The sequence below is a fragment of the Mesorhizobium sp. KACC 23794 genome (assembly GCF_052180275.1).
GTDB lineage: Bacteria > Pseudomonadota > Alphaproteobacteria > Rhizobiales > Rhizobiaceae > Kumtagia.
The window spans coordinates 1,246,745-1,266,819 of sequence record NZ_CP197465.1 but is presented as its reverse complement, the minus strand read 5'-3'; the positions used below and the strand labels follow the sequence as shown (position 1 = coordinate 1,266,819).

The following is a 20,075-nucleotide window of genomic DNA, read 5'->3' as shown; positions in this document are numbered from 1 at the left end:
CAACGGGACAGTCGACGCGATGCCCGCGGGAACGACGAGCGGAACGCCGCAGGTGCTGCTTGGCCATCACCTCAAGCAGTTGAAGCTGCCGACCGTCCTGCGGGAATACGACAAGGTCGCACGCGAATGTGCTCGCGATGGCGTCGATCATCCCCGCTACTTGCTGCGCCTGGTCGAACTGGAGCTGATCGACCGGGAGCGGCGTGTGGTCGAGCGGCGCATCAGGCAGGCCAGGTTCCCGGCCGTGAAGAGCCTGGACACATTCGACTTCACCGCCATTCCCGTCCTCAACAAGATGCTGGTGTTGGAACTAGCGCGCTGCGAGTTCATCCTGCGCCGCGAGAACATCATCGCGCTCGGCAATTCCGGCACCGGCAAGACCCATGTCGCGCTCGCCCTCGGACTTGCCGCCTGCCAGAAGGGGTTTCCCGTCGCCTTCACCACTGCGGCGGCCCCCGGGTGCACCAACTCATGGACGCACGCGAGGAGAAACGGCTTCTAAAGCTGCAGCGCGAACTGCAGGCGGTGAAGCTGCTCGTCGTCGACGAGCTCGGCTACGTGCCGCTATCGCCGACGGGAGCGGAGCTCCTGTTCGAGGTGTTCTCCCAACGCTACGAGCGCGGCTCCACCATCGTCACTTCGAACCTGCCCTTCGAGGACTGGACGTCGGTCCTGGGGTCCGAGCGGCTCACCGGCGCGCTGCTCGACCGACTGACCCCCCACGTCCATATCCTGACCATGAATGGCGACAGGTGAGGAGGATCAGGAAAGGTCCAGTGGACCTTTCCCCGAACGAACGCCTCAAGCAATCCGCCGGTCGGCGGCGCGACGCCGCCACAAGGGCGGAGCAAAACCAGGCCACCAGCGAGACTGTCGATCCCGGGTCCGGCGAGGTCTCCGAAGCCTGATCTCGATACAAGGCGCGACACAGGAAAGGGCCCGATCGGGCCCTTTCCTGTGTCGCGCCCATCTCAGGTCAATGGCCTGCTTTTACTCCGCCACGCTGGCCTGGAATTGCTCCGCCGTTTGACACAACACGGCGCAAACGAAGACGCACCGTTAGAGTCGCGGCCGGCTCCACTTATGTATGCTGCGATCAACCCCGCATCACTGACCGGATCACTACGCTAGCGCTGCCAATATGACACCGCAGGTTTCAGCCCGGCTACCACCACGAGGTTGGGCTATATTTTTGTCGTGGTAACGATAGGTTGAAGCGAGATTTGCTTGCTGTTCCAAAAGGCCACTAAGCCAATCGCCAATGGTCGCTAAATCAAGAGGCCGCTATGACCGACATCCCTGGCAACGTTGCAACAACCGCAGTGCTCCCCACGACCATCAACCCAGCGTCGTCGTTTTCCGGGGAATGGGAGACTTTCGGCGACCATGAGTGGATCAAGGTCGATCTCCAGGCCGGCGTGACCTACACGTTCCTCGCCAATGCTAATCAGTCGGAATCGTGGGTCTCCGGCGGCCCGGAACTGCGCCTCCGCAATTCCGCCGGCACGCAGATCGCCTATGACAATGACAGCGGCGTCGGCGCCAATCCGCTGATCACCTTCACCGCGTCGACTGCCGGCGTCTATTATGTGGATATTTCGGCATTTGCCGCCAATTTTGGCGACGACCTGCCCGGCGAATATTCCGTGGCCGTGTCACGTCAGTCGGCGACCAACCAGTTGCTGGAGACCTCGGACTATTACGCGGCAACCGCCGGCCAGCGCGTGCTCGGCAGCGACGGCCACGACGAGATACGCGGCGAGTGCCTTGAGGCGTATGGCGGCAAAGGAGACGATTACATCGCTGTCGACGCCCCCTTTATCTCCGGCGGACCTGGCAATGACCATCTCGTCGCCGGAAACATGGACACGATTATTTTCGGCGATGCGGGCTTCGACTTCCTTGATGGTTATGGCTGGAACGACACGCTTTATGGGGGGCGGATGCCGACTACCTCTTCGGCCAACAAGGGGATGATTGGCTCGACGGCGGCACCGGTGTCTACCGGATGGAAGGAACGACCGGCGACGATACCTGCATCGTAGACAATGCTAGCGACCTGGCGCTGGAAAATGCCGGACAGGGCAAGGACACCGTCCTGACATCGGTGAGCTACACGCTGGCGTTCGGCCAGGAGTTCGAGGTATTTGGCACGACCGCGACGACAGGCACGGCCGCGATCAATCTGACCGGCAACGACTTCACCCAGCGCATCAACGGAAACAATGGAAGCAACATCATCAGGGGTGAAGGCGGCAACGACATTCACATTCTGTAAGTGATTACAGTACTTTGGTGGAATAAAACGGCATGGATCTCTATGTCATACAGGCGAGTCGTATCTATATCGCAACGCAGTTACATGTACGCCTTTAGCATGAGTTCTGCAAAAACTACGCGATATTGACGCGCATAAGCTACATACCTAATGAGAGATTAGAGTTTCCGAGCCTCAGGATCCCTCTTATTATTTCAAGGTGCTCTGGAGATGCATTTTTAATCTGTTCGGCTAAGTCGAGCCGCGTTGGATCTTCCAGGCGCTCTCGGATCGCGCCAATGAGGCTGTGTACGCGCTTAGAATCCAGCGTTCCGTAGTGCTTGAACGTCGTTCCCAAGTCATCGTGGCCGAGGCTTTGACTCCATGCCTTCATTTCCTCCCCCGATGTAGCAAACTTGAACATCAATTTTGTGAGCGTGTGACGCACTGCATGGGGATTAAAGTACGGGACCTGCGCGAGCTGCGCGCCGGAAACGAAAACGGCGCGGATGGGTTCGATTGTCGACCAAAATTCAAACGTATTCTCTCCGGAACGCGCGCGGATTTTGTTTGGTGCTTTGGGGAATAGCGGATCCTCATCACCCGCGCCTAGTGACCTGCTCTCCTTAATCCAGTCGATCACAAGCCGCTCGATATCGAGCCCCACGGGAAACCATGATGTCAGCATGGTCTTGCTATTTTTTGTATCGACCACCTTGGCGTCCTGAAACACTGTCCGGTTTTCGATATCGATATGTTTGAGGCGTAACGTTCGAATGACACTCGCTCTTGCGCCAGAGAGTACTGCGAAAGCCACGACCGCGCGGTCCCGCCGCTCCCAGATTGTCTTTGCGGGCAGGGCGTAAATGACTGCGAGTATATGTTCCAGCGGCGGTGAGTAGGTGTCCGAAGGGCCGTGGGCGAGCTGGACAGTGCGCTTCGCGGGCTTGAGGCAATCTATGAGATCGCGAGTTATTGCGGAGTATCCGGGTTGCGTGGCAAGCGCCTCCAAAAACTCCGTCACGTCCCCAAGTGCGTGAACAATCGTTGATGCCGAAAGGGAATTTTCCTCGTCGGACTCCAATCTGCTCTCACGCGACAATCGGTAGTTCAAGATTTTCTCTTCGGTGATCGCTCGAAAATCGATCGCGCCGATCGCACGCTCGAACTGGCGGATATGACGCAATTTGGCGTCGATGGTTTTGTCATCTCTACTGAGCCGCCGCTTCAACCGGTTTTGGTGGTCGTACATGGCGTCGGCGTTTGTGGTTTGCATTTAAGGCCACTCACATCATCGGAAATTGCCGATTTCCCAGCGACATGAGAAGCACATTAGTCTTCCTTGTCGCTGGGGTCTTTGCTTGCCAGCAGCGCCTTGACCAGTGGAAGGTCGTCGTCTTTGATGATCTTCCAAGCGAAGCCCCGAGGACTCTCAGGACATCTCACCACAGCGCTATGCCTCCCGTTCGGGAGACACTCTATGCAAAACGGCTCTTCGTACAACGAGTGCCTATTTTTACACACTGGGCAATTGACGGCATGCCAAGGGCAGGCGCTTTTTGTCTCTTTTCGGCGCGCCTTGTGAAAGGCGTTGAGGTCATTACCCCAGAATCGCATATCCAGCGATCGGACTACCGGCAACCCGTTCTTGACCCACGTCTTGACGGGCCGATCGGCCTTGAGGTCGTAAAGATCAATGACGTCAGCAACGGTGTATTGCCAGTTGGCCTTGGCTTGGCGCGGGTTTTTGAGATTTTTGCCGCGCTTCTTGGGAGCAGGCGCGTCCATCACGCCTTGCTCCCCAACTTCCGTTCGAACTCGACGAGATCACTGAGGCGCCAACGTGTTGTACCTGCCGTGATTTCGATCGGCTTAGGGAAATCCGCCCAGTCCTTCTTCCATCGCCACACGGTTTGAACGCTGACACCGAAGCGCTTAGCCACCTCGCGGACGGGCAGATAAACCTCGTGAGCCTCAGACAGTGATATCGGTCGCGAGCCGGAACTGGCCGCATTGACGTCCGTTTCGCCGGGGCGCTGTCGCTTCGCCGCTTGTTTGGGCTTAGCTGACTTCCTGGTCCGGGAAATCGCGACCTCGTGTTCAGACGCGAACTCCGGCTTCTCACCTCGGCCCGTCTCGTCATCGAACAGGGATTGCTGTGTTGATTTGGGTGTCTTTCCGGAGCTGGACATAGGACTGCCTTTGATGGCAGCGCGTCCTACGCTCGCGGTTCAACCTAGATTGGCACGCGACATTTTCATTCCGCCGCAGCACCAACGATTTGCCATGATTCGGCCACAAGGCGCAACATGTCATTCCAAGCCCCGGCCCGATTGGGCGCCACTACTTAGCAGCGCGCGCCTCCTGTGCCTTGATCACAATCCAGTATGATGGGCTGACTGATGGGCTGGAATCGCATTTCGCGAAAATGTTATCTGTTTCCAGGATGTTGCCGGGCCTTCTGGCGGAGAGGGGGGGATTCGAACCCCCGATACCCTTGCGAGTATGCCGCATTTCGAGTGCGGTGCATTCAACCACTCTGCCACCTCTCCGCGGGGCGTGGTCCGCCTTTCGGCGCGGCACTAGATAACGGCAGGCTTTGAAGGTTACAAGGCCCAATCTGCGGCTTCGCGCGCGGAGCCGGCGAACGACCGACGGCGGTGCGAGCCTGCGCCTTGACTCCCCGCGAGGCTTCGGTTAGGGACGGCGCATTCCGGCGTGGGGGTCTTCCCCGCGCTGGTTTTCGTTTGAACCCTCAAGACTGATAAAAAGACGGCCAGACCGCCTCGCGGCGTTCGAAAGGCCGGACCGAACAGCGAAAGGCTAAACATGTTCGCAGTCATCAAGACGGGTGGCAAGCAGTATCGCGTTGCCGCCAATGACGTCATCAAGATCGACAAGCTCGACGGCAATGCCGGCGATATCGTGGAATTCGGTCAGGTTCTGGCCTTCGGCGAAGGTGACAGCGCCACCTTCGGCGTCCCCTTCGTGGAAGGCGCGATGGTAACCGCGGAAGTGGTCAAGCAGGGCCGCGCCGCCACCGTCATCGCCTTCAAGAAGCGTCGCCGCCAGAATTCGCGCCGCAAGCGCGGCCAGCGCCAGCACGAGACGACGGTGCGCATCGCCGAGATCCTGACCGGCGGGGCAAAACCGTCGAAGCAGGCCAAGGCAGCGCCGCAGGCGGCCACCGCCGCTCCGCTGTTCACGGCCCCGGCCGGCGAGCCGGACGATCTGGTGGTGATCAAGGGCATCGGCCCGGTCGCCGCCGGCCAGTTGAAGGAGCAGGGCATCACCACCTTTGCCCAGGTCGCGGCCTTCACCGACGAGGACATCGCCCGCATCGACGCGGCGATGCCGTTCAGCGCCGACCAGATCAAGGACTGGCGCGAGCAGGCCAAGGAACTGGCGAAATAATCGCCAGGACAGCTTTCGGCGGCGCGCGAAGCGCCGTATTATAGGGATCAGGCGCTTCGAGCGGGCGCAAAGGAGTTTGAAATGGCACACAAAAAGGCTGGCGGTTCGACGCGCAACGGTCGCGATTCGGAATCCAAGCGCCTCGGCGTGAAGAAGTTCGGCAGCGAAGCCGTCATCGCCGGCAACATCATCGTGCGTCAGCGCGGCACCAAGTGGCATCCCGGCGTCAATGTCGGCATGGGCACCGATCATACCCTGTTTGCGCTGCAACCCGGCGTGGTCGCTTTCAACAAGAAATCCAATGGACGAACCTACGTATCGGTCAACCCGATCGCCGAAGCCGCGGAATAGCCGGATCCGCACGACAACACCGGCGCCCCATCTCGGGAACCGGTGTCTGGCGAAGCCAGGAAAAGGATCAGGGGAGATGGGCCGCCATCTCCCTTTTTCTTTGCCTGGAGGACTGACATGGTTGCCGAAAAGGAAGACCGCGAAGACGAAAGTCTGGCGATAGACCGCCCCGTCCTGGTCACCGAGCGCCTCGTGCTGCGCCAGCCGCGCGACGGCGACATTCCCGCGCTGGCCACTCTTGCCGACAACCGGCATGTCGCCGAGATGCTGGCGCGCATGCCGCATCCCTATGGCGAGGCCGAGGCCCGCGCCTTCCTCGCCATGGAGGCCAACCGCCGCGCCGGCGCCGTCTATGCATTGACGCTGGCCGGCACCGGCAGCTTCATCGGCTGCGCCGGTATCAACGTCACCGACCGCGGGCTGGAGCTCGGCTACTGGATGGGCGAGCCGTTCTGGAGACAGGGTTTCGCCACAGAGGCCGCCCATGCGCTTGTCGATCTCGCCTTCGGAGCGACCGACATCAACGTCCTGCATGCCTCCTGCCGGGTCATCAACCCGGCGTCGCGCCGCGTCATCCACAAATGCGGCTTCCAGTATGCCGGCCAGGGCATGATGCACTCGCAGGTCGCCGGCCAGGTGCCGATCGAGCGCTACCGGCTCGACCGGCGAACCTGGGCGAGTTTAAGAAGCTGGGCGCGGAGTTGAGCCGACCTTACCCCTTCCCCTTGAGGGGAGGGTCGCGGAGAGGACCGAGCGGCATGCGAGGTTTCTCGACGCGGGGTGGGGTCGATGATGAAGCGCTCCATCCCGAAGCGACCCCACCCCGGCTCGCTCACTTCGCTTCGCTCCGATCGCTTGCCGACCCTCCCCTCAAGGGGGAGGGTTCGCCAATCGCCGCCGTTTCCACACTCGCGCCAACCAAAACTTTACGATAGAGCAAGCCAACAGAACTTCGCCGCCGAAAGACAAGATGAAATTTCTCGACCAGGCCAAAGTCTACATCCGCTCCGGCGACGGCGGCGCCGGCGCGCTGTCGTTCCGGCGTGAAAAATTCATCGAGTTCGGCGGACCGGACGGTGGCGACGGCGGGCGTGGCGGCGACGTCTGGCTGGAAGCCGTCGACGGGCTGAACACGCTGATCGACTACCGCTACCAGCAGCACTTTCGCGCCAAGACCGGCGTGCATGGCATGGGCCGCAACATGACCGGCGCCAAGGGCGCCGACGTGACGCTGAAGGTGCCGGCGGGAACGCAGGTCTTCGAGGAGGACAACGAGACGCTGATCTGCGACCTGACCATCGTCGGCCAGCGCTTCCTGCTCGCCAAGGGCGGCAATGGCGGCTTCGGCAACCAGCATTTCAAGACCTCGACCAACCAGGCGCCGCGCCGCGCCAATCCCGGCCTGCCCGGAGAGGAACGCATCATCTGGCTCAGGCTGAAGCTGATCGCCGACGCCGGCCTGGTCGGCATGCCCAATGCCGGCAAGTCGACGTTTCTCGCGGCGGTCACCGCGGCAAAACCCAAGATCGCCGACTATCCGTTCACCACGCTGCATCCGGGCCTGGGCGTCGCCCGCATCGACGCCCGCGAATTCGTCATCGCCGACATACCCGGCCTGATCGAGGGCGCGCATGAGGGCGTCGGCATCGGCGACCGTTTTCTGGGCCATGTCGAGCGTACGCGGGTTCTGCTGCATCTGGTGTCGGCGCAGGAAGAGCATCCCGGAAAAGCCTACAAGACAGTGCGCGGCGAGTTGGAGGCTTACGGCAACGGGCTTGCCGAAAAACCCGAGATTGTCGCGCTGAGCCAGGCCGACACGCTGGATGCGGCGACGCGCAAGAAGAAGGTAGCTGCGCTGAAGCGCGCCGCCGGCCGCGCGCCGCTGGTGCTTTCGTCCGTCACAGGCGAAGGCGTCGAGGCGGTGCAGCGGGCGCTGATGACGGAGATCCAGGGCGCACGCGAGGCTGGCACGCCAGTTGTGCCGGATGTGCGGTGGCAGGGCTAGCAGACGGAAATGTCAGCCTTCGCCCAATATCGCCCCTCTGTGCCGCCTAAACTCCTGAACACGACGCTTGCCGCATGACCGTCTCCCTCAAATCCTACCGCCGCATCACCGTAAAGATCGGCTCGGCGCTGCTGGTCGATCGCGAGGCGGGCCTGAAGCGCGCCTGGCTGGAGTCGCTGGCCGATGATGTCGCCGTATTGGCCAAGGACGGCGCCGAGATCCTGGTCGTCTCGTCGGGCGCCATCGCGCTCGGCCGCACCATCCTGTCGCTGGGAAAGCGCGTGCTCAAGCTGGAGGAAAGCCAGGCCGCCGCCGCTGTCGGCCAGATCGCGCTGGCCAGCGCCTGGTCGGAAGCTCTGGGGCGCCATGGCCTGCGTTCCGGTCAGATCCTGCTCACCCTTGGCGACACCGAGGAGCGCCGCCGCTATCTGAACGCCCGCGCCACCATCTCAAAACTGCTGGAATTCAAGGCGATACCGGTCATCAACGAGAACGACACAGTGGCCACCACCGAAATCCGCTACGGCGACAATGACCGGCTGGCGGCGCGTGTCGCCACCATGATGGGCGGCGACTTGCTGATCCTGCTCTCCGACATCGACGGCTTGTATACGGCGCCCCCTGCCCGCTATCCCGACGCAAAATTCATTCCGGTCGTCGACCGCATTACGCCTGACATCGAGGCGATGGCGGGTGCCGCGGCATCCGAACTGTCGCGCGGCGGCATGCGCACAAAACTCGACGCCGGCAAAATCGCGACGCTGGCCGGCACCGCGATGATCATCACATCGGGCACGCGGCAAAACCCACTGATGGCGATCGAACGCGGCGAGCGCGCCACCTTCTTCCGGCCGAGCGCCAGCCCGGTGAAGGGCTACAAGACCTGGATCGCCGGGCAGCTGGAGCCGGCCGGCCGACTCACCATCGATGCCGGCGCGGTCGGCGCGCTGATGTCGGGAAAATCACTGCTGCCGGCAGGCGTGAAGCTCGTGAGCGGCGTCTTTTCGCGCGGCGACACGGTGGCCATCCTCGATCCGGATGGTCGCGAGATTGCGCGCGGGCTGGTCGCCTATGACGCGCCCGACGCGGTACGCATCGCCGGTCTGAAGACGCCGGAGATCGCCGCCCGCCTGGGCTATGAGGCGCGCTCCGCCATGGTGCATCGCGACGATCTGGTGATCTCGATGGCACGGACGGCTGCCGTCTGACAGGCGTTTGGGGGAACCAATGCCGCAATGGGGGAGGAATGCGTCCCTGGCCGACATCCCGGCGCGCCCGCGCCGTTACGGCCGCTGGTCGATCCTTTTCGCGCTGGCCTCCCTGCTGCTGGTCGGCGCGGCCATAGGCATCTTCTTCGCGCTCTCCGATGGCAGCTCCGAAGCAAGCGCGAACGGCGCTGCATTGACATTGGGCATCGTCTACTTCCTGGTCGCACCGATTCTGCACGTGCTGGGCATCGTCTTCGGCTTCGTCGGGATCGCTCGCGATGATGGCAGGTTTTCCGCAGTCGTCGGCATCTTGCTCAACATCCTGCTGGTCCTGATTGGCGCCGGCCTTGCCTATGCCGGCATGAGGGGAATGGCAGCTTTCACGTGATGAACGTCAGCTCCAACGGCGTTGCCGCGCGGGAACCGGGGGTGTAAAGGGCGATACGAAACGGACAGGCGCGCCATGCTGAAGACGCACGAAAACCTTGCCACGGAAACCGCCGATCTGATGGCCGAGATCGGCCGCAAGGCGCGCGCCGCCACGCGGCCATTGGCGCTCGCGCCAGCGAAGCAGAAGAACGACGCGCTGATCGCCATAGCCGACGCCATACTGCGTGACGAGCAAAAAATCCTCGACGCCAATGCCATCGACTTGAAAAACGGCGAGGAATCAAACCTTTCGTCGGCGATGATGGACCGGCTGACGCTGACGCCCGCCCGCATCCGCGGCATGGCGGACGGTGTACGGGCAATCGCCGGTCTGCGCGACCCGGTGGGAGACGTGATCGCCGAATGGGACCGGCCGAACGGGCTGCATATCGAACGGGTCCGCACGCCGCTCGGCGTTATCGGCGTGATCTACGAGAGCCGGCCGAACGTGACGGCCGACGCCGGCGCATTGTGCCTAAAGGCCGGAAATCCCGTGGTTTTACGGGGTGGATCGGATTCGCTGAATTCTTCCGCCGCGATCCATGCGGCACTTTCAGATGGCTTGAAGTCGGCCGGCCTGCCGGCGGATGCGATTCAACTGGTGCCGGTGACCGACCGCGCGGCCGTGGGCGAGATGCTTAAAGGGCTTTCGGGCAATCTCGACGTGATCGTGCCGCGCGGCGGCAAGAGCCTGGTGGCCAGGGTTCAGACGGAAGCGCGGGTGCCTGTCTTCGCGCATCTGGAAGGGCTTTGTCATCTCTATGTCGACAAATCGGCGAAACTCGACATGGCTATCCCGTTGATCGTGAACGCAAAAATGCGCAGGACTGGTATATGCGGCTCGGCCGAGACGCTGCTGGTCGATCGCGCCGCGGCCGAGACATTCATCGTGCCTATCCTGAATGCGCTGGCGGAGGCCGGCTGCGAAATACGAGCGGATTCAGAGACTTGCGAACTCTACCCGGCAGCCAGGGCGGCGACCGAGGAGGACTGGGGGACCGAATATCTGGACGCGATCATTTCCGTGAAGCTGGTCGACGGCATTTCCGGCGCGATCGAGCATATCGAAAAATGGTCGTCGCACCACACCGAAGCGGTGATTGCCGAGGATAATCAGGTGGTTGAGCGGTTCTTCAACGAGATCGACTCGGCCATCCTCCTGCACAACGCCTCGACGCAGTTCGCCGATGGCGGCGAATTCGGCTTCGGCGGCGAGATCGGCATCGCCACCGGAAAGATGCATGCACGCGGGCCGGTGGGCGTCGAACAACTCACCTCGTTCAAATATCGCGTGCGCGGCACGGGCCAGCTAAGGCCTTGATCGCAAACCTAAATTGAACATCGCCTCGCCTCTTAGCGTCCCCTCCCCGCCTGCCGAGGATCGTCCCGGCGAGGCGGGAGATTTGCTTTCGAGACATTACCTTTCGATGCCGCATGTCGAGAAAGGCATGCAGGTGGGGCTGTTTGGCGGGTCGTTCAACCCACCGCATGCCGGCCATGCGCTGGTCGCCGAAATCGCATTGAGGCGGCTTTCGCTCGACCAGCTGTGGTGGATGGTGACGCCTGGCAACCCGTTGAAAAACAAAAGCGAATTGCTGCCACTCGGTGAACGGATAAAGCTGTCGGAGAAGATTGCGCAGGACCCGCGGATCAAGGTGACCGCCTTCGAGGCGCGGCAGAATTTCCGCTACACGGCCGACACGCTGGCCTATATCAAGGCGCGCAATCCGGGCATCGACTTCGTCTGGATCATGGGCGCCGACAATCTGCGCGACTTCCACCGCTGGCAGCGTTGGCGCCAGATTGTCCTTACTTTTCCGATAGCTGTTATCGACCGGCCGGGCGCGACGCTGGCCTTCCTGTCGTCCGTCGTGGCGAAAACATTCGACTATGCGCGGGTCGACGAAGCCGATGCGCCACGGTTGGCGAGGATGAAGGCGCCGGCCTGGACCTTTGTGCACGGGCCACGCTCATCCATGTCTTCGACAGCGATCCGGGCGCAGAAAAGCCAGCAAAAACAATAGGCCGCGCCACCCGGAAAATTTGCGCGAAGTCCTGAATATCCCGCAATTTCAGCGATTTGCCTGGAGCCGACGTAAAGAATACCGCAACGCGCTTCACGCGAGACCTGAAAATCCGGGTTGAGCCTTCACGCGCGTGACCATTCGCATCACTCGACCGCCGAAAAACCGCGTTCGGCCTTTGCGTATCCGGCCATGTCGCTTTTGACGCCGCGCCCGCCCCGCCGGCGAGGCATTTTCGCGCCATGGGAGAGATGCGGGCGAGTTCCGGGACGGGAGGCGGCGAGGCGGACAAAAGCCCAACGCCGACGATCGCCATTGCCTCGATCATCGTGTCGATGGCGCTGGTGGCGATCGGCAACGGGCTGCTCTTCGCCTACATACCCGTAAAGCTCGGCATCGAGGGTTTCGCGCCGACCTGGGCCGGCTCGATCCTGACCGGCCTGTCGGCGGGCGGACTGCTTGGCTGCCTCCTGACCGGACCGCTGGTGCGCCGGGTCGGCCATGCGCGCAGCTATTTGCTGTTCTCCGGCCTGATCGTGCTGGCCAATGCCCTGGTGGCGCTCGTCGTCGACGGGCCGGTCTGGATCCTATCGCGCGCGCTCTACGGGTTCGCCATATCCGGCCTGTTCATCGTCGCGCAAAGCTGGCTGAACGACGTGGTCGACAACCGCATCCGCGGCCGGGTCATGGCGATCTTCTACGTCTCCTATGTGGTGGGGCTGGGCACCGGCGCGTTCCTGCTCGGCCTCGCCGACATCGCCACGCCGCAGGCGCCGATCTTCGGCATCATCTTCACGGCGCTGTCGATCATGCCGGTCGGCATGACGAGGCTGGCGCAGCCCCCTGCCCCCGAGGGCGGCTCGGTGGCGTGGCGGAAGGCATGGCGCATCTCGCCGGTCGGCATGGCCGGAATGCTGGCGGTCGGCGGCCTGTCGATGATGATCGCCGGCTTCGCGCCGATCCACGCAACGGCGAAAGGCTATTCGCAGGGCCAGGTGGCGACGCTGATGTCGGCGATGCCGCTGGGCACGCTGATGTTCCAGTTCCCGCTCGGCTGGGTCTCCGACCGCACCGACCGCCGCTACGTGATGATCGGCGCGGCCCTGCTCGTGGCCGTCATGGGCGTCGTGGCGATCCGCTTCGACGGCGCGGCGCTGCTCGTCATCATCGCGATCTACGTGGTGTGGAGCGGCGCCTCGGATTCGATCTATTCGCTTTCCAGCGCCCACGGCAGCGACCGCGCCCGCAAGGACGAACTGGTCACGCTGTCCAGCACCATGCTGTTCGCCTGGTCGGTGGCGGGTTTCATCGCGCCCGGCCTCGGCACGGTGCTGACCGCGCTCTACGGCACGCAGAGTTTCATCTATGTGGCGATCGCCATCGCCGCGAGCTTTTCGGCCTTCGTGTTCTGGCGGGTGCTGAAGGCCTCGCCCGTGCCGCCGGAAGAAACCGGCAGTTTTGCGCCGATGAGCTCGCAGGCGCCGCTGCCGGTCGACATGGCGTTTTCGGGAGAGGAGGAGAGGTAGGAGTTAGCCGGGGGTTTTTCACTTCGACCCTTCGCGCCGCCTCTTGTTCGCCGCCCAGGAAAAGGAAACCGCCAGCGGTCTTTACCGCCCCTCAGATTACCAAGAAATCCGCCGCCGTGAGAACAGGCAGTCCGGTGAGCGTGGCGAACCGGATCGCCGCGCCGGCGCCGTTGCCGTCGGCGTCGTAGAAGAGTTTTCCGGTGTCGGTCTCATAGACGATGTAGTCGTTGGCGTCCTGCGCCGTGCCGGTGGCATTGGCGCGGAAAAAGCCGGACGCCAGCGCGCCAGTCGCCGTCAGCGCGGTGAAAACCGCGTTTTCCAGCCGGATCGTGTCGTCCACGACATTGAAGTCGCCGATGGTGTCGACATTTGTCACGGCGTCCAGCGCGGTGGTGAAGGTGAAATAATCCTTGCCTGCGCCCCCTAGCAGCGTGTCCAAACCACCTTTCCCGTCGATGATGTTGGTGCCGGCGCCGCCGGCGACCCTTTGACCGAATTCATTGCCGATCAGGTTAATGGTGCTCGTAGAGGTTGATTTGGCGACGGTGAGGATTTCGATCTCCGTTCCCGCCGCCAGAACGTAGTGGACCGTGGTGAGAACCCGATCGAAGCCTTTGCCGACCGATTCGAAGACTTTATCGCCGGCATTGTCGACATAGTAGATATCGTTGCCGCCGTAGCCATACATCCTGTCGGCGCCGCCCCTACCATTGAGTTTGTTGACGCCGGCATTGCCGAAGATGGTTTGTATGAATTCGTTGCCGGTCAGATTCACCGGTACGGTGCTGGCCGAGTCGGTGGACGAGAGGATTTCAACCTCTATCCCGGCCGCGAGGGTGTAGGCCCCGGAGACCAGCACCCGGTCAGTGCCTTGACCTGCCGCTTCAAAAACCCGATCGGAGCCACTGTAGACATAATACCAATCGTCGCCACCGTAGCCGTACATCGTATCGCCGCCGCCCTTGCCGTCAAGGAGGTTGCGCCCGGCGTTGCCCTGGATGATCTGGGCGAATTGACTGCCGGTCAGCCGCAACGAAGCGGTGCCTGCGGCGTCGTCGGTCGAGAAAACCTCGATCTCCGCGTTGACGGTCAGCGTGTAGCTGGTGCTGCTCACAACCTTGTCGAAGCCGTTACCGGCAAGATCGAAGACCTCGTCGTCGGCATTGTCGACATAGAAGGTATCGTTGCCCGCGCCGCCGCTCATCCGGTCTGCGCCGAGGCCGCCATTGATGACGTCGTCGCCGCCAAGACCCGAAATGGTGTCCGCGCCATCCCCGCCGATGAGGTAGTCGGCAGCGTCGGAGGCCAACAGTGACACACGAAAGATGTCCGCCGTGTTGTTGCTGTCCCCCGGGGTCAGGTTGGAGGCGCTGCTGTAGAACGTCACATAGCGGCCGTCGGCGGAAATGTGGGCATCGTAGGAATCGCCATTGGAAATCCCTCCGAATGCCGCGACCGACAGCATGACCGTTAATCCGGACCACGTATCATAAACAAAAACATCGCTCTTGCCGTTCAGGTCGCCGGCCACCAGATTGTCGGCCTTGCTTTCGAAAACGACATACCGGCCGTCGGCGGAGATGTCGGCGGAGCCGCTATCGCCATCGCCCTGTATGTCACCGGCGGGGGCCGAGACGATTTTTGTGGTGTTGGCTACCGTGTCGCGGATGAATATCTGGTCGTGGCCGCTGCTTGGACCAGCGATGAGGTTTGACGCCGCGCTGGTAAAGACGACATAGCGGCCGTTGTCGGAAACGACGGCGTCACTGCTGTGGCCGTTTGTCTGGCTGTCCGCATCGGTCAGCGACACCCGGGTCAGCGTTCCCGTTGCCATGTCGCGCAGGAAGATATCCGACACGCCGTTGTCGTCGTTGCCGTCCAGATCGAGCAGGTTGCTCGCATCGCTCTGGAAGACGACGTAACGGCCGTCATGCGAGACATCGCCGAAATACGAGCCACCATTGGCCCCCGCCCCGGTGGTCGGCAGGGACGCATTCTCAGTCTGCCGGGTCAGAAGATCGTAGCGATAGACATTGCTGCCTTGCCAGTAGACGACGTAGCGTCCATCGCCGCTCATGTGGGGGTCGCCAAGCGAGGCGCCCCCGGGAACGATCTGAGGGATGCTGATCGTCGTACCCGAGGCCATGTCGCGTACATAGATGGTGTCGCTGCCGGCGGGGTTTTCACCTTCGACGAAGTCGCCGGGATCGGCGACGAAGCAGACGAAGCGGCCGTCGTCGGACACTGAGGGCTGGCCACCGCCGGTGTTGGCCGGAGTCCCGTTGAAACCCATGGTGACCAGCGTCGTCGTGCCGGTCAGCGTGTCGCGCAGGAAGACATGATTATAGTTGCCGTTGCTGCCGCCGGTCGGGTCCAGCGAAGTCGAGGCGCTGGTGAACGTTATGAAGCGGCCATCGCCGGAGATATCGGGAAGGATTGAAGCGCTGTTGCCCGGCCTGCCGGTGGTGGAGATCGAGATGCGGCTCATGCTGGTGATGTTGCTGGCAACCATTATGTCCTCGTCGGATCCAGTACGATTGAGAAAGCGGAATAAAAAGGCCGGCAGCTGTTGCTTTGCCAGCGGAGTCTATGCAAATTCAGGCTAGCCTGCCTTCAAGTGTTCCGCAATATTGACCATCAGGCGCTATTCGGCCGGCCGGGAAATTACCTCTGCCTCGATCGAACAGGCGGAGATGCAGCGTCAGATTTGCGGTCAAGTCGATATCAGGCAAAACTGCGGCGCATTGTTCCTGCCACGATGAAATCGATACGCCGGACGTGCACAAGGCAGCCTTCCTGGCCTGCTTTCCGACGTCGCTGGCGAAAATCCCTCAAACCAACCATGCAAGCACGCCCGGCGGCGATTGCCGGGCAGGCCGGCGACGATGTAGCCGATGACGAGCAGCACCACGGTGCCGAAACCGGTGCCGATTGTCGCCAATGCCTCTTGCGCCGCACCTTCCATTGATCCTGCTCCGAATAGCCGCAATGCGACGCAAACACCTGACCGGCGGATGCGTTCCCTCGAAAGCGGGCTGGAGGGCGCCGGCGCCCTCGCCATGCCGCATCGCAAAAATGAGGTGACGGAGGTGTCTTGAAACCTTCACCCTGCTGCGCCTATCTTCACAGTATCCGCTGATTTGGCGGATCATCTGGTTGTTCTTGTCGCGAAAGGAAAGACACTGAGAACAGCACTACGGAAGAAGGCCTATCCAATGCCTTCGCCGGCCGGGATCAGCGGAATGGACTCCGTGTCCCGCGCCCTCGAAACAGTCCTTGCCAGTCTCGATGACTCCAAGGCCGAAAACATCGTCTCCATCGACATAACCGGAAAATCCAGCCTCGCCGACCACATGGTGGTTGCGTCGGGCCGGTCGCACCGTCATGTGTCGGCGGTGGCCGATCACGTGCTCAAGGCGCTCAAGGATGCCGGTTTCGGCACCGCCCGCGTCGAGGGCCTGACCGGCGCCGATTGGGTGCTGATCGATTCGGGCGACATCATCGTGCATGTCTTCCGCCCCGAGGTCCGCGAATTCTACAATCTCGAAAAGATGTGGCAGACGCCGGACCTGGGCGAAGAGACCTTGCACTGACGCAGCAGGCGGACGCGCCGTTCTGACCCGACGCAATCTGGCGGCGGCAGGCTTTCGCCTGTAAAGGCGGCGCGATGAAGATATCGATCCATGCCGTGGGCCGCATGAAAGCCGGCCCCGAGAAGGAATTGTCCGCCCGCTATCTGGACCGGTTCGCCAGGAGCGGGCCGGCGATCGGGCTGGAATTTTCCGGCGTGACCGAGATTGCCGAGAGCCGCGCAGCCTCGGCCGCCGAGCGCGAGCGCGAGGAAGCCGACCGCCTGCTGTCCGTGCTCGACGACAAGGCGGCGCTCATCCTGCTCGACGAGCGCGGCAGGAACCTTTCATCCCCGCAATTTTCCGAACGCCTGGCTTTTTTGCGCGACGACGGCCAGCGGACAGCGGTGTTCGCCATCGGCGGACCGGACGGCCATGAGGAACGGCTGCGCGGGCGCGCGGCGCTCGTCTGGTCGCTCGGCGCGCTAACCTGGCCGCACCAGATGGTGCGCATCATGCTGGCCGAGCAGCTTTACCGCGCCACGACGATCCTGTCGGGACACCCGTATCACCGGGTTTGATGTCTCACCCGCCCACATAAACCCGATGAAACCGCGATCCAAAACTGGTCAGCACCTCGTAGCCGATGGTGCCGGCCTGAGCGGCGACCTCGTCGACGCTCTGGTGCGGGCCGATGAGTTCGACCAGCGTGCCGGGCGCGAGTGAGCCGGGCGGCAGGGCGGAGATGTCCAGGATGATCGAATCCATCGAGACGCGGCCGACGAAGGGCAGCCTTTGGCCGGCCAGAAAGGCGAAGGAGGCGGCGCGGCGGTGCCAGCCGTCGGCGTAGCCCAGCGAGATGGTGGCGAGCCGCATTTTCTCCACGGCCTTGGCGGCGTGGCCGTAGCCGATGCCGGAGCCGGCGGGGATTTCGCGGGTCTGGATCACCTTGGCCTCGAGCCGCACCACCGGCAGCATCGGGTTTTCTGTCCCCGGCACGGGATTGACGCCGTAGAGCGCGCAGCCGGGGCGGGCGAGGTCGTAGTGGTTTTCGGCACCGGGGAATATGCCGGACGAATTGGCGAGCGAGCGCGGCGCGGCCGGCAGCATCTTCGCCAACGCCTCGAACACCGCACGCTGCGTCGCGTTGGCGGCTTCGCGCGGCTCGTCGGCGCGGGCGAAGTGGCTCATCACCAGCCTCACGTCGATGCCGTCGAAGGCACGCGGGTCGAAGGCGATGCGCGCCACTTCCTCCGGCGGCATGCCGAGCCGCGCCATGCCACTGTCGACCTGCACCGCGGCCGGCAATGTCTTGCGGTCGCGCGCGGCGTGCTCCCGCCACGCGACAAGCTGCGCCTCGCTGTTCAGCACCGGGATCAGCCCGGCCGCCGCGCAGGCGCCTTCCGCACCGGGCGGCAGTCCGTTGAGGACGAAGATCTCCGGGCTTTCGCCGAGGATTTTCCGCAGCGCGATGCCTTCGCTGAGATGGGCGACGAAAAAGGTGTCGCAGCCCTCCTTGACCAGAGCCGGCGCGACCCTGTCCGCGCCAAGGCCGTAGGCGTCGGCCTTGACCACCGCCGCACAGCGCGCACCGCCGAGCATCGTGCGCAGCAGCCGATAGTTGGCGCGGATCGCCGCGAGGTCGATGGTGAGCACGGCCCCTGCCTCGGCAAAACCCTCCGCGTCTGAAACCCTAACCACCTGTTCTCTGCGCTTCGTCATGGCTTCGGTTTCGTTGGTCGGAATGCAATAGGCGACGATGAGTAGTGCGCGGACCGCTCCGCCGCAACCCGTCAGGGCGTGGACCGCCGTTGCGTCCGCTTGACGACCCCGAACAGCGCAGCGATGACCGGCGCGCGCTTCACGCCACCAGGTGCCGGAAGGCGGCGACCACCTCGACATAGGTGTGGCGCTTGAAGGGGACGATCAGGTCGGGCAGCCCGGCCATCGGCTTCCAGGCCCAGTCGTCGAACTCCGCCTCGTGGCCGCCCGGCGGCGGGTTGATGGCGATCTCGCGCTCGTCGCCGGTGAAGCGGAACGCGAACCATTTTTGCGTCTGGCCGCGGTATCTGCCCTTGAAGGCGACGCCGAGCAGGTTTTCTGGCAGGTCGTACCGGATCCACTGCGGCGCTTCGGCAAGCAGCGACACCGAGCGCATGCCGGTCTCCTCATAGAGTTCGCGCAAGGCCGCCGGATACGGCTCCTCGTCCTTGTCGATGCCGCCCTGCGGCATCTGCCACAGCAGCGGCGTGCCGGCGAACTCGCTGTCGGGCTGGGCAATGCGGTGGCCGGTCCACACCAGCCCCTCGCGGTTCAGCACCATGACGCCGACGCAGGGGCGGTAAGGCAGCGATTCGGGATCGAGGGGTTTTTTCGGTTTGGACATGGCCGCTATCAACCACGTTGCTTCAAACGAGTCACCATCGTTTGTAAAATTCCTGAACCAACATGACGCTCTGCTGGCCAAGTACAAAGGAGACTCGACTCAGACGATTATTTGATGGAAGATCAAGTTATTTGGGGTGTTACAATGTACAAAAGACAATCTGGCGTTGCATGGACGATATTACCAGTTATATTTGCATCATCATGCATCCCACAGGCGGTAATTGGCTGGGATTATCGCAATGGCCCAAATCCCGAGATGCCTTATGCGAAACGCGTAGAGCCGCATTTAAGCAACCAAGCAAGAATTATGAACGCCTTTCTAGACAGCGCTGTGAAGGGGGGCGCTCCAACACCCGGAAAGGGCATTTGGTACTATGCAGCCGTCGAGGGGTTCAATTTCGTCGATGCCGAATGTGACCAATACATGGGGGAACTCTACGCGCTGGATCACGCACGCGACCGTTTTAAGTCTGCGGTGGATAGCACCGGCCTTCTGGTTAACGCTATCATGGCGACGGACCCTTCGAGCAAAGTGGCAATGGCTATTGTAACCCAGGCATTCGGTCTCACAAGCAAATATGTCGACACCTTTGCCAATAGCTATTTGTATTCCGGACATTCATCGACTGTTCACCATGTAGTAGAGGCGATGCAAGCAGAATATCGGCGCAACGTCATTCCTTCAAATATCACAACCAGTCCTGAAGCATACCACAGCATTCGTGGCTATCTTGAACTATGCCTACCACCAATCATTGAGGCGAAGATAGATTCAGCACTACAAGCCAGCAAAGCAACCGCATCGCCGCCGAAAAAAGACGACCCGAACAAGGCCGCCGGCGTTTCGCCAACGGTAACACTGACCGCAGGTTCTACCGAGTAGAAAGACTACTGGAGCTAAATC

General features: G+C 62.2%; 20 protein-coding genes, 1 tRNA gene and 2 pseudogenes. 15 read left to right on the top strand and 8 right to left on the bottom strand.

Annotated features, from left to right (window positions below; all coding sequences use genetic code 11):
- Nucleotides 1-19: 19 nt before the first annotated feature.
- The 3 genes and pseudogenes from istB (at nucleotide 20) to ACSBOB_RS06385 (ending at nucleotide 2,278) form a co-directional block, all read left to right on the top strand.
- Nucleotides 20-908 (top strand): annotated as a pseudogene (gene istB, locus ACSBOB_RS06395) (IS21-like element helper ATPase IstB).
- 1,007 nt (nucleotides 909-1,915) lie between these two features.
- Nucleotides 1,916-1,972 (top strand): annotated as a pseudogene (locus ACSBOB_RS06390) (hypothetical protein); the annotation flags it as partial.
- Between the two features lie 36 nt (nucleotides 1,973-2,008).
- Nucleotides 2,009-2,278 (top strand): hypothetical protein, encoded by a 270-nt coding sequence (locus ACSBOB_RS06385; RefSeq protein WP_442581615.1) that lies wholly within the window; start codon nucleotides 2,009-2,011, stop codon nucleotides 2,276-2,278.
- Nucleotides 2,279-2,417: 139 nt separating this feature from the next.
- On the opposite strand, the gene ACSBOB_RS06380 is transcribed toward ACSBOB_RS06385, so the two are convergent.
- The 4 genes from ACSBOB_RS06380 to ACSBOB_RS06365 all read right to left on the bottom strand — a co-directional run bounded on the left by ACSBOB_RS06380 (nucleotide 2,418) and on the right by ACSBOB_RS06365 (nucleotide 4,809).
- Nucleotides 2,418-3,533, bottom strand: a complete 1,116-nt coding sequence (locus tag ACSBOB_RS06380) for a tyrosine-type recombinase/integrase (protein ID WP_442581614.1) — start codon at nucleotides 3,531-3,533, stop codon at nucleotides 2,418-2,420.
- Nucleotides 3,534-3,589: 56 nt separating this feature from the next.
- Nucleotides 3,590-4,045, bottom strand: a complete 456-nt coding sequence (locus ACSBOB_RS06375; RefSeq protein ID WP_442581613.1) for a hypothetical protein — start codon at nucleotides 4,043-4,045, stop codon at nucleotides 3,590-3,592.
- A complete protein-coding gene (locus tag ACSBOB_RS06370) occupies nucleotides 4,045-4,449 on the bottom strand; it encodes a helix-turn-helix transcriptional regulator (RefSeq protein WP_442581612.1) in 405 nt (134 codons plus the stop codon). The genes ACSBOB_RS06375 and ACSBOB_RS06370 overlap by 1 nt, the downstream gene beginning before the upstream one ends.
- A 270-nt stretch (nucleotides 4,450-4,719) precedes the next feature.
- A tRNA-Ser gene (locus tag ACSBOB_RS06365) sits at nucleotides 4,720-4,809 on the bottom strand.
- 277 nt (nucleotides 4,810-5,086) lie between these two features.
- Between ACSBOB_RS06365 and rplU the strand changes: the two genes are divergently transcribed.
- The 9 genes from rplU to ACSBOB_RS06320 all read left to right on the top strand — a co-directional run bounded on the left by rplU (nucleotide 5,087) and on the right by ACSBOB_RS06320 (nucleotide 13,214).
- Nucleotides 5,087-5,671, top strand: coding sequence for a 50S ribosomal protein L21 (gene rplU / locus ACSBOB_RS06360; protein ID WP_442581611.1), 585 nt, complete (start codon nucleotides 5,087-5,089; stop codon nucleotides 5,669-5,671).
- Between the two features lie 81 nt (nucleotides 5,672-5,752).
- Nucleotides 5,753-6,022 (top strand): 50S ribosomal protein L27, encoded by a 270-nt coding sequence (gene rpmA, locus ACSBOB_RS06355; RefSeq protein WP_442581610.1) that lies wholly within the window; start codon nucleotides 5,753-5,755, stop codon nucleotides 6,020-6,022.
- 117 nt (nucleotides 6,023-6,139) lie between these two features.
- Nucleotides 6,140-6,727 carry a GNAT family N-acetyltransferase gene (locus ACSBOB_RS06350; protein ID WP_442581609.1) on the top strand — a complete coding sequence of 196 codons (588 nt, stop codon included), beginning with the start codon at nucleotides 6,140-6,142 and terminating at the stop codon, nucleotides 6,725-6,727.
- Nucleotides 6,728-6,992: 265 nt separating this feature from the next.
- Entirely contained in the window at nucleotides 6,993-8,027 is a 1,035-nt protein-coding gene (gene obgE / locus ACSBOB_RS06345; protein WP_442581608.1) for a GTPase ObgE, read from the top strand.
- A gap of 74 nt (nucleotides 8,028-8,101) precedes the next feature.
- Nucleotides 8,102-9,235 (top strand): glutamate 5-kinase, encoded by a 1,134-nt coding sequence (gene proB / locus ACSBOB_RS06340; protein ID WP_442581607.1) that lies wholly within the window; start codon nucleotides 8,102-8,104, stop codon nucleotides 9,233-9,235.
- 19 nt (nucleotides 9,236-9,254) lie between these two features.
- Nucleotides 9,255-9,623 (top strand): hypothetical protein, encoded by a 369-nt coding sequence (locus tag ACSBOB_RS06335; protein ID WP_442581606.1) that lies wholly within the window; start codon nucleotides 9,255-9,257, stop codon nucleotides 9,621-9,623.
- A 75-nt stretch (nucleotides 9,624-9,698) separates the two neighbouring features.
- Entirely contained in the window at nucleotides 9,699-10,985 is a 1,287-nt protein-coding gene (locus ACSBOB_RS06330; RefSeq protein ID WP_442581605.1) for a glutamate-5-semialdehyde dehydrogenase, read from the top strand.
- Nucleotides 10,986-11,091: 106 nt separating this feature from the next.
- Nucleotides 11,092-11,688: a nicotinate-nucleotide adenylyltransferase gene (locus ACSBOB_RS06325; protein ID WP_442581604.1), complete on the top strand. Its 597-nt coding sequence runs from the start codon at nucleotides 11,092-11,094 to the stop codon at nucleotides 11,686-11,688.
- A 251-nt stretch (nucleotides 11,689-11,939) separates the two neighbouring features.
- On the top strand, nucleotides 11,940-13,214 hold the full coding sequence (locus ACSBOB_RS06320; RefSeq protein ID WP_442581603.1) for an MFS transporter: 1,275 nt from the start codon (nucleotides 11,940-11,942) through the stop codon (nucleotides 13,212-13,214).
- Nucleotides 13,215-13,305: 91 nt separating this feature from the next.
- On the opposite strand, the gene ACSBOB_RS06315 is transcribed toward ACSBOB_RS06320, so the two are convergent.
- Nucleotides 13,306-15,726 carry a hypothetical protein gene (locus ACSBOB_RS06315; protein ID WP_442581602.1) on the bottom strand — a complete coding sequence of 807 codons (2,421 nt, stop codon included), beginning with the start codon at nucleotides 15,724-15,726 and terminating at the stop codon, nucleotides 13,306-13,308.
- A 201-nt stretch (nucleotides 15,727-15,927) separates the two neighbouring features.
- Nucleotides 15,928-16,179, bottom strand: coding sequence for a hypothetical protein (locus ACSBOB_RS06310; protein ID WP_442581601.1), 252 nt, complete (start codon nucleotides 16,177-16,179; stop codon nucleotides 15,928-15,930).
- Between the two features lie 250 nt (nucleotides 16,180-16,429).
- Here ACSBOB_RS06310 and rsfS point away from each other — a divergent pair, with 250 nt between their 5' ends.
- Nucleotides 16,430-16,807 (top strand): ribosome silencing factor, encoded by a 378-nt coding sequence (gene rsfS / locus ACSBOB_RS06305; protein WP_442581600.1) that lies wholly within the window; start codon nucleotides 16,430-16,432, stop codon nucleotides 16,805-16,807.
- 74 nt (nucleotides 16,808-16,881) lie between these two features.
- Entirely contained in the window at nucleotides 16,882-17,364 is a 483-nt protein-coding gene (rlmH, locus tag ACSBOB_RS06300) for a 23S rRNA (pseudouridine(1915)-N(3))-methyltransferase RlmH (protein WP_442581599.1), read from the top strand.
- 4 nt (nucleotides 17,365-17,368) lie between these two features.
- Here the strand turns inward: rlmH and alr are convergent, their stop codons facing one another.
- Together alr and ACSBOB_RS06290 are read right to left on the bottom strand one after the other, a co-directional pair.
- Nucleotides 17,369-18,505, bottom strand: coding sequence for an alanine racemase (alr, locus tag ACSBOB_RS06295; protein WP_442581598.1), 1,137 nt, complete (start codon nucleotides 18,503-18,505; stop codon nucleotides 17,369-17,371).
- Nucleotides 18,506-18,644: 139 nt separating this feature from the next.
- Nucleotides 18,645-19,169 carry an RNA pyrophosphohydrolase gene (locus ACSBOB_RS06290; protein WP_442581597.1) on the bottom strand — a complete coding sequence of 175 codons (525 nt, stop codon included), beginning with the start codon at nucleotides 19,167-19,169 and terminating at the stop codon, nucleotides 18,645-18,647.
- Between the two features lie 114 nt (nucleotides 19,170-19,283).
- Here ACSBOB_RS06290 and ACSBOB_RS06285 point away from each other — a divergent pair, with 114 nt between their 5' ends.
- Entirely contained in the window at nucleotides 19,284-20,054 is a 771-nt protein-coding gene (locus ACSBOB_RS06285) for a hypothetical protein (protein ID WP_442581596.1), read from the top strand.
- Nucleotides 20,055-20,075: the final 21 nt, after the last annotated feature.

Coding starts and splice junctions, on each gene's coding strand:
- ACSBOB_RS06385 (WP_442581615.1), top strand. CDS start 2,009: ATGGAAGGAACGACCGGCGACGATACCTGCATCGTAGACAATGCTAGC.
- ACSBOB_RS06380 (WP_442581614.1), bottom strand. CDS start 3,533: ATGCAAACCACAAACGCCGACGCCATGTACGACCACCAAAACCGGTTG.
- ACSBOB_RS06375 (WP_442581613.1), bottom strand. CDS start 4,045: ATGGACGCGCCTGCTCCCAAGAAGCGCGGCAAAAATCTCAAAAACCCG.
- ACSBOB_RS06370 (WP_442581612.1), bottom strand. CDS start 4,449: ATGTCCAGCTCCGGAAAGACACCCAAATCAACACAGCAATCCCTGTTC.
- rplU (WP_442581611.1), top strand. CDS start 5,087: ATGTTCGCAGTCATCAAGACGGGTGGCAAGCAGTATCGCGTTGCCGCC.
- rpmA (WP_442581610.1), top strand. CDS start 5,753: ATGGCACACAAAAAGGCTGGCGGTTCGACGCGCAACGGTCGCGATTCG.
- ACSBOB_RS06350 (WP_442581609.1), top strand. CDS start 6,140: ATGGTTGCCGAAAAGGAAGACCGCGAAGACGAAAGTCTGGCGATAGAC.
- obgE (WP_442581608.1), top strand. CDS start 6,993: ATGAAATTTCTCGACCAGGCCAAAGTCTACATCCGCTCCGGCGACGGC.
- proB (WP_442581607.1), top strand. CDS start 8,102: ATGACCGTCTCCCTCAAATCCTACCGCCGCATCACCGTAAAGATCGGC.
- ACSBOB_RS06335 (WP_442581606.1), top strand. CDS start 9,255: ATGCCGCAATGGGGGAGGAATGCGTCCCTGGCCGACATCCCGGCGCGC.
- ACSBOB_RS06330 (WP_442581605.1), top strand. CDS start 9,699: ATGCTGAAGACGCACGAAAACCTTGCCACGGAAACCGCCGATCTGATG.
- ACSBOB_RS06325 (WP_442581604.1), top strand. CDS start 11,092: ATGCCGCATGTCGAGAAAGGCATGCAGGTGGGGCTGTTTGGCGGGTCG.
- ACSBOB_RS06320 (WP_442581603.1), top strand. CDS start 11,940: ATGCGGGCGAGTTCCGGGACGGGAGGCGGCGAGGCGGACAAAAGCCCA.
- ACSBOB_RS06315 (WP_442581602.1), bottom strand. CDS start 15,726: ATGGTTGCCAGCAACATCACCAGCATGAGCCGCATCTCGATCTCCACC.
- ACSBOB_RS06310 (WP_442581601.1), bottom strand. CDS start 16,179: ATGGAAGGTGCGGCGCAAGAGGCATTGGCGACAATCGGCACCGGTTTC.
- rsfS (WP_442581600.1), top strand. CDS start 16,430: ATGCCTTCGCCGGCCGGGATCAGCGGAATGGACTCCGTGTCCCGCGCC.
- rlmH (WP_442581599.1), top strand. CDS start 16,882: ATGAAGATATCGATCCATGCCGTGGGCCGCATGAAAGCCGGCCCCGAG.
- alr (WP_442581598.1), bottom strand. CDS start 18,505: ATGACGAAGCGCAGAGAACAGGTGGTTAGGGTTTCAGACGCGGAGGGT.
- ACSBOB_RS06290 (WP_442581597.1), bottom strand. CDS start 19,169: ATGTCCAAACCGAAAAAACCCCTCGATCCCGAATCGCTGCCTTACCGC.
- ACSBOB_RS06285 (WP_442581596.1), top strand. CDS start 19,284: ATGGAAGATCAAGTTATTTGGGGTGTTACAATGTACAAAAGACAATCT.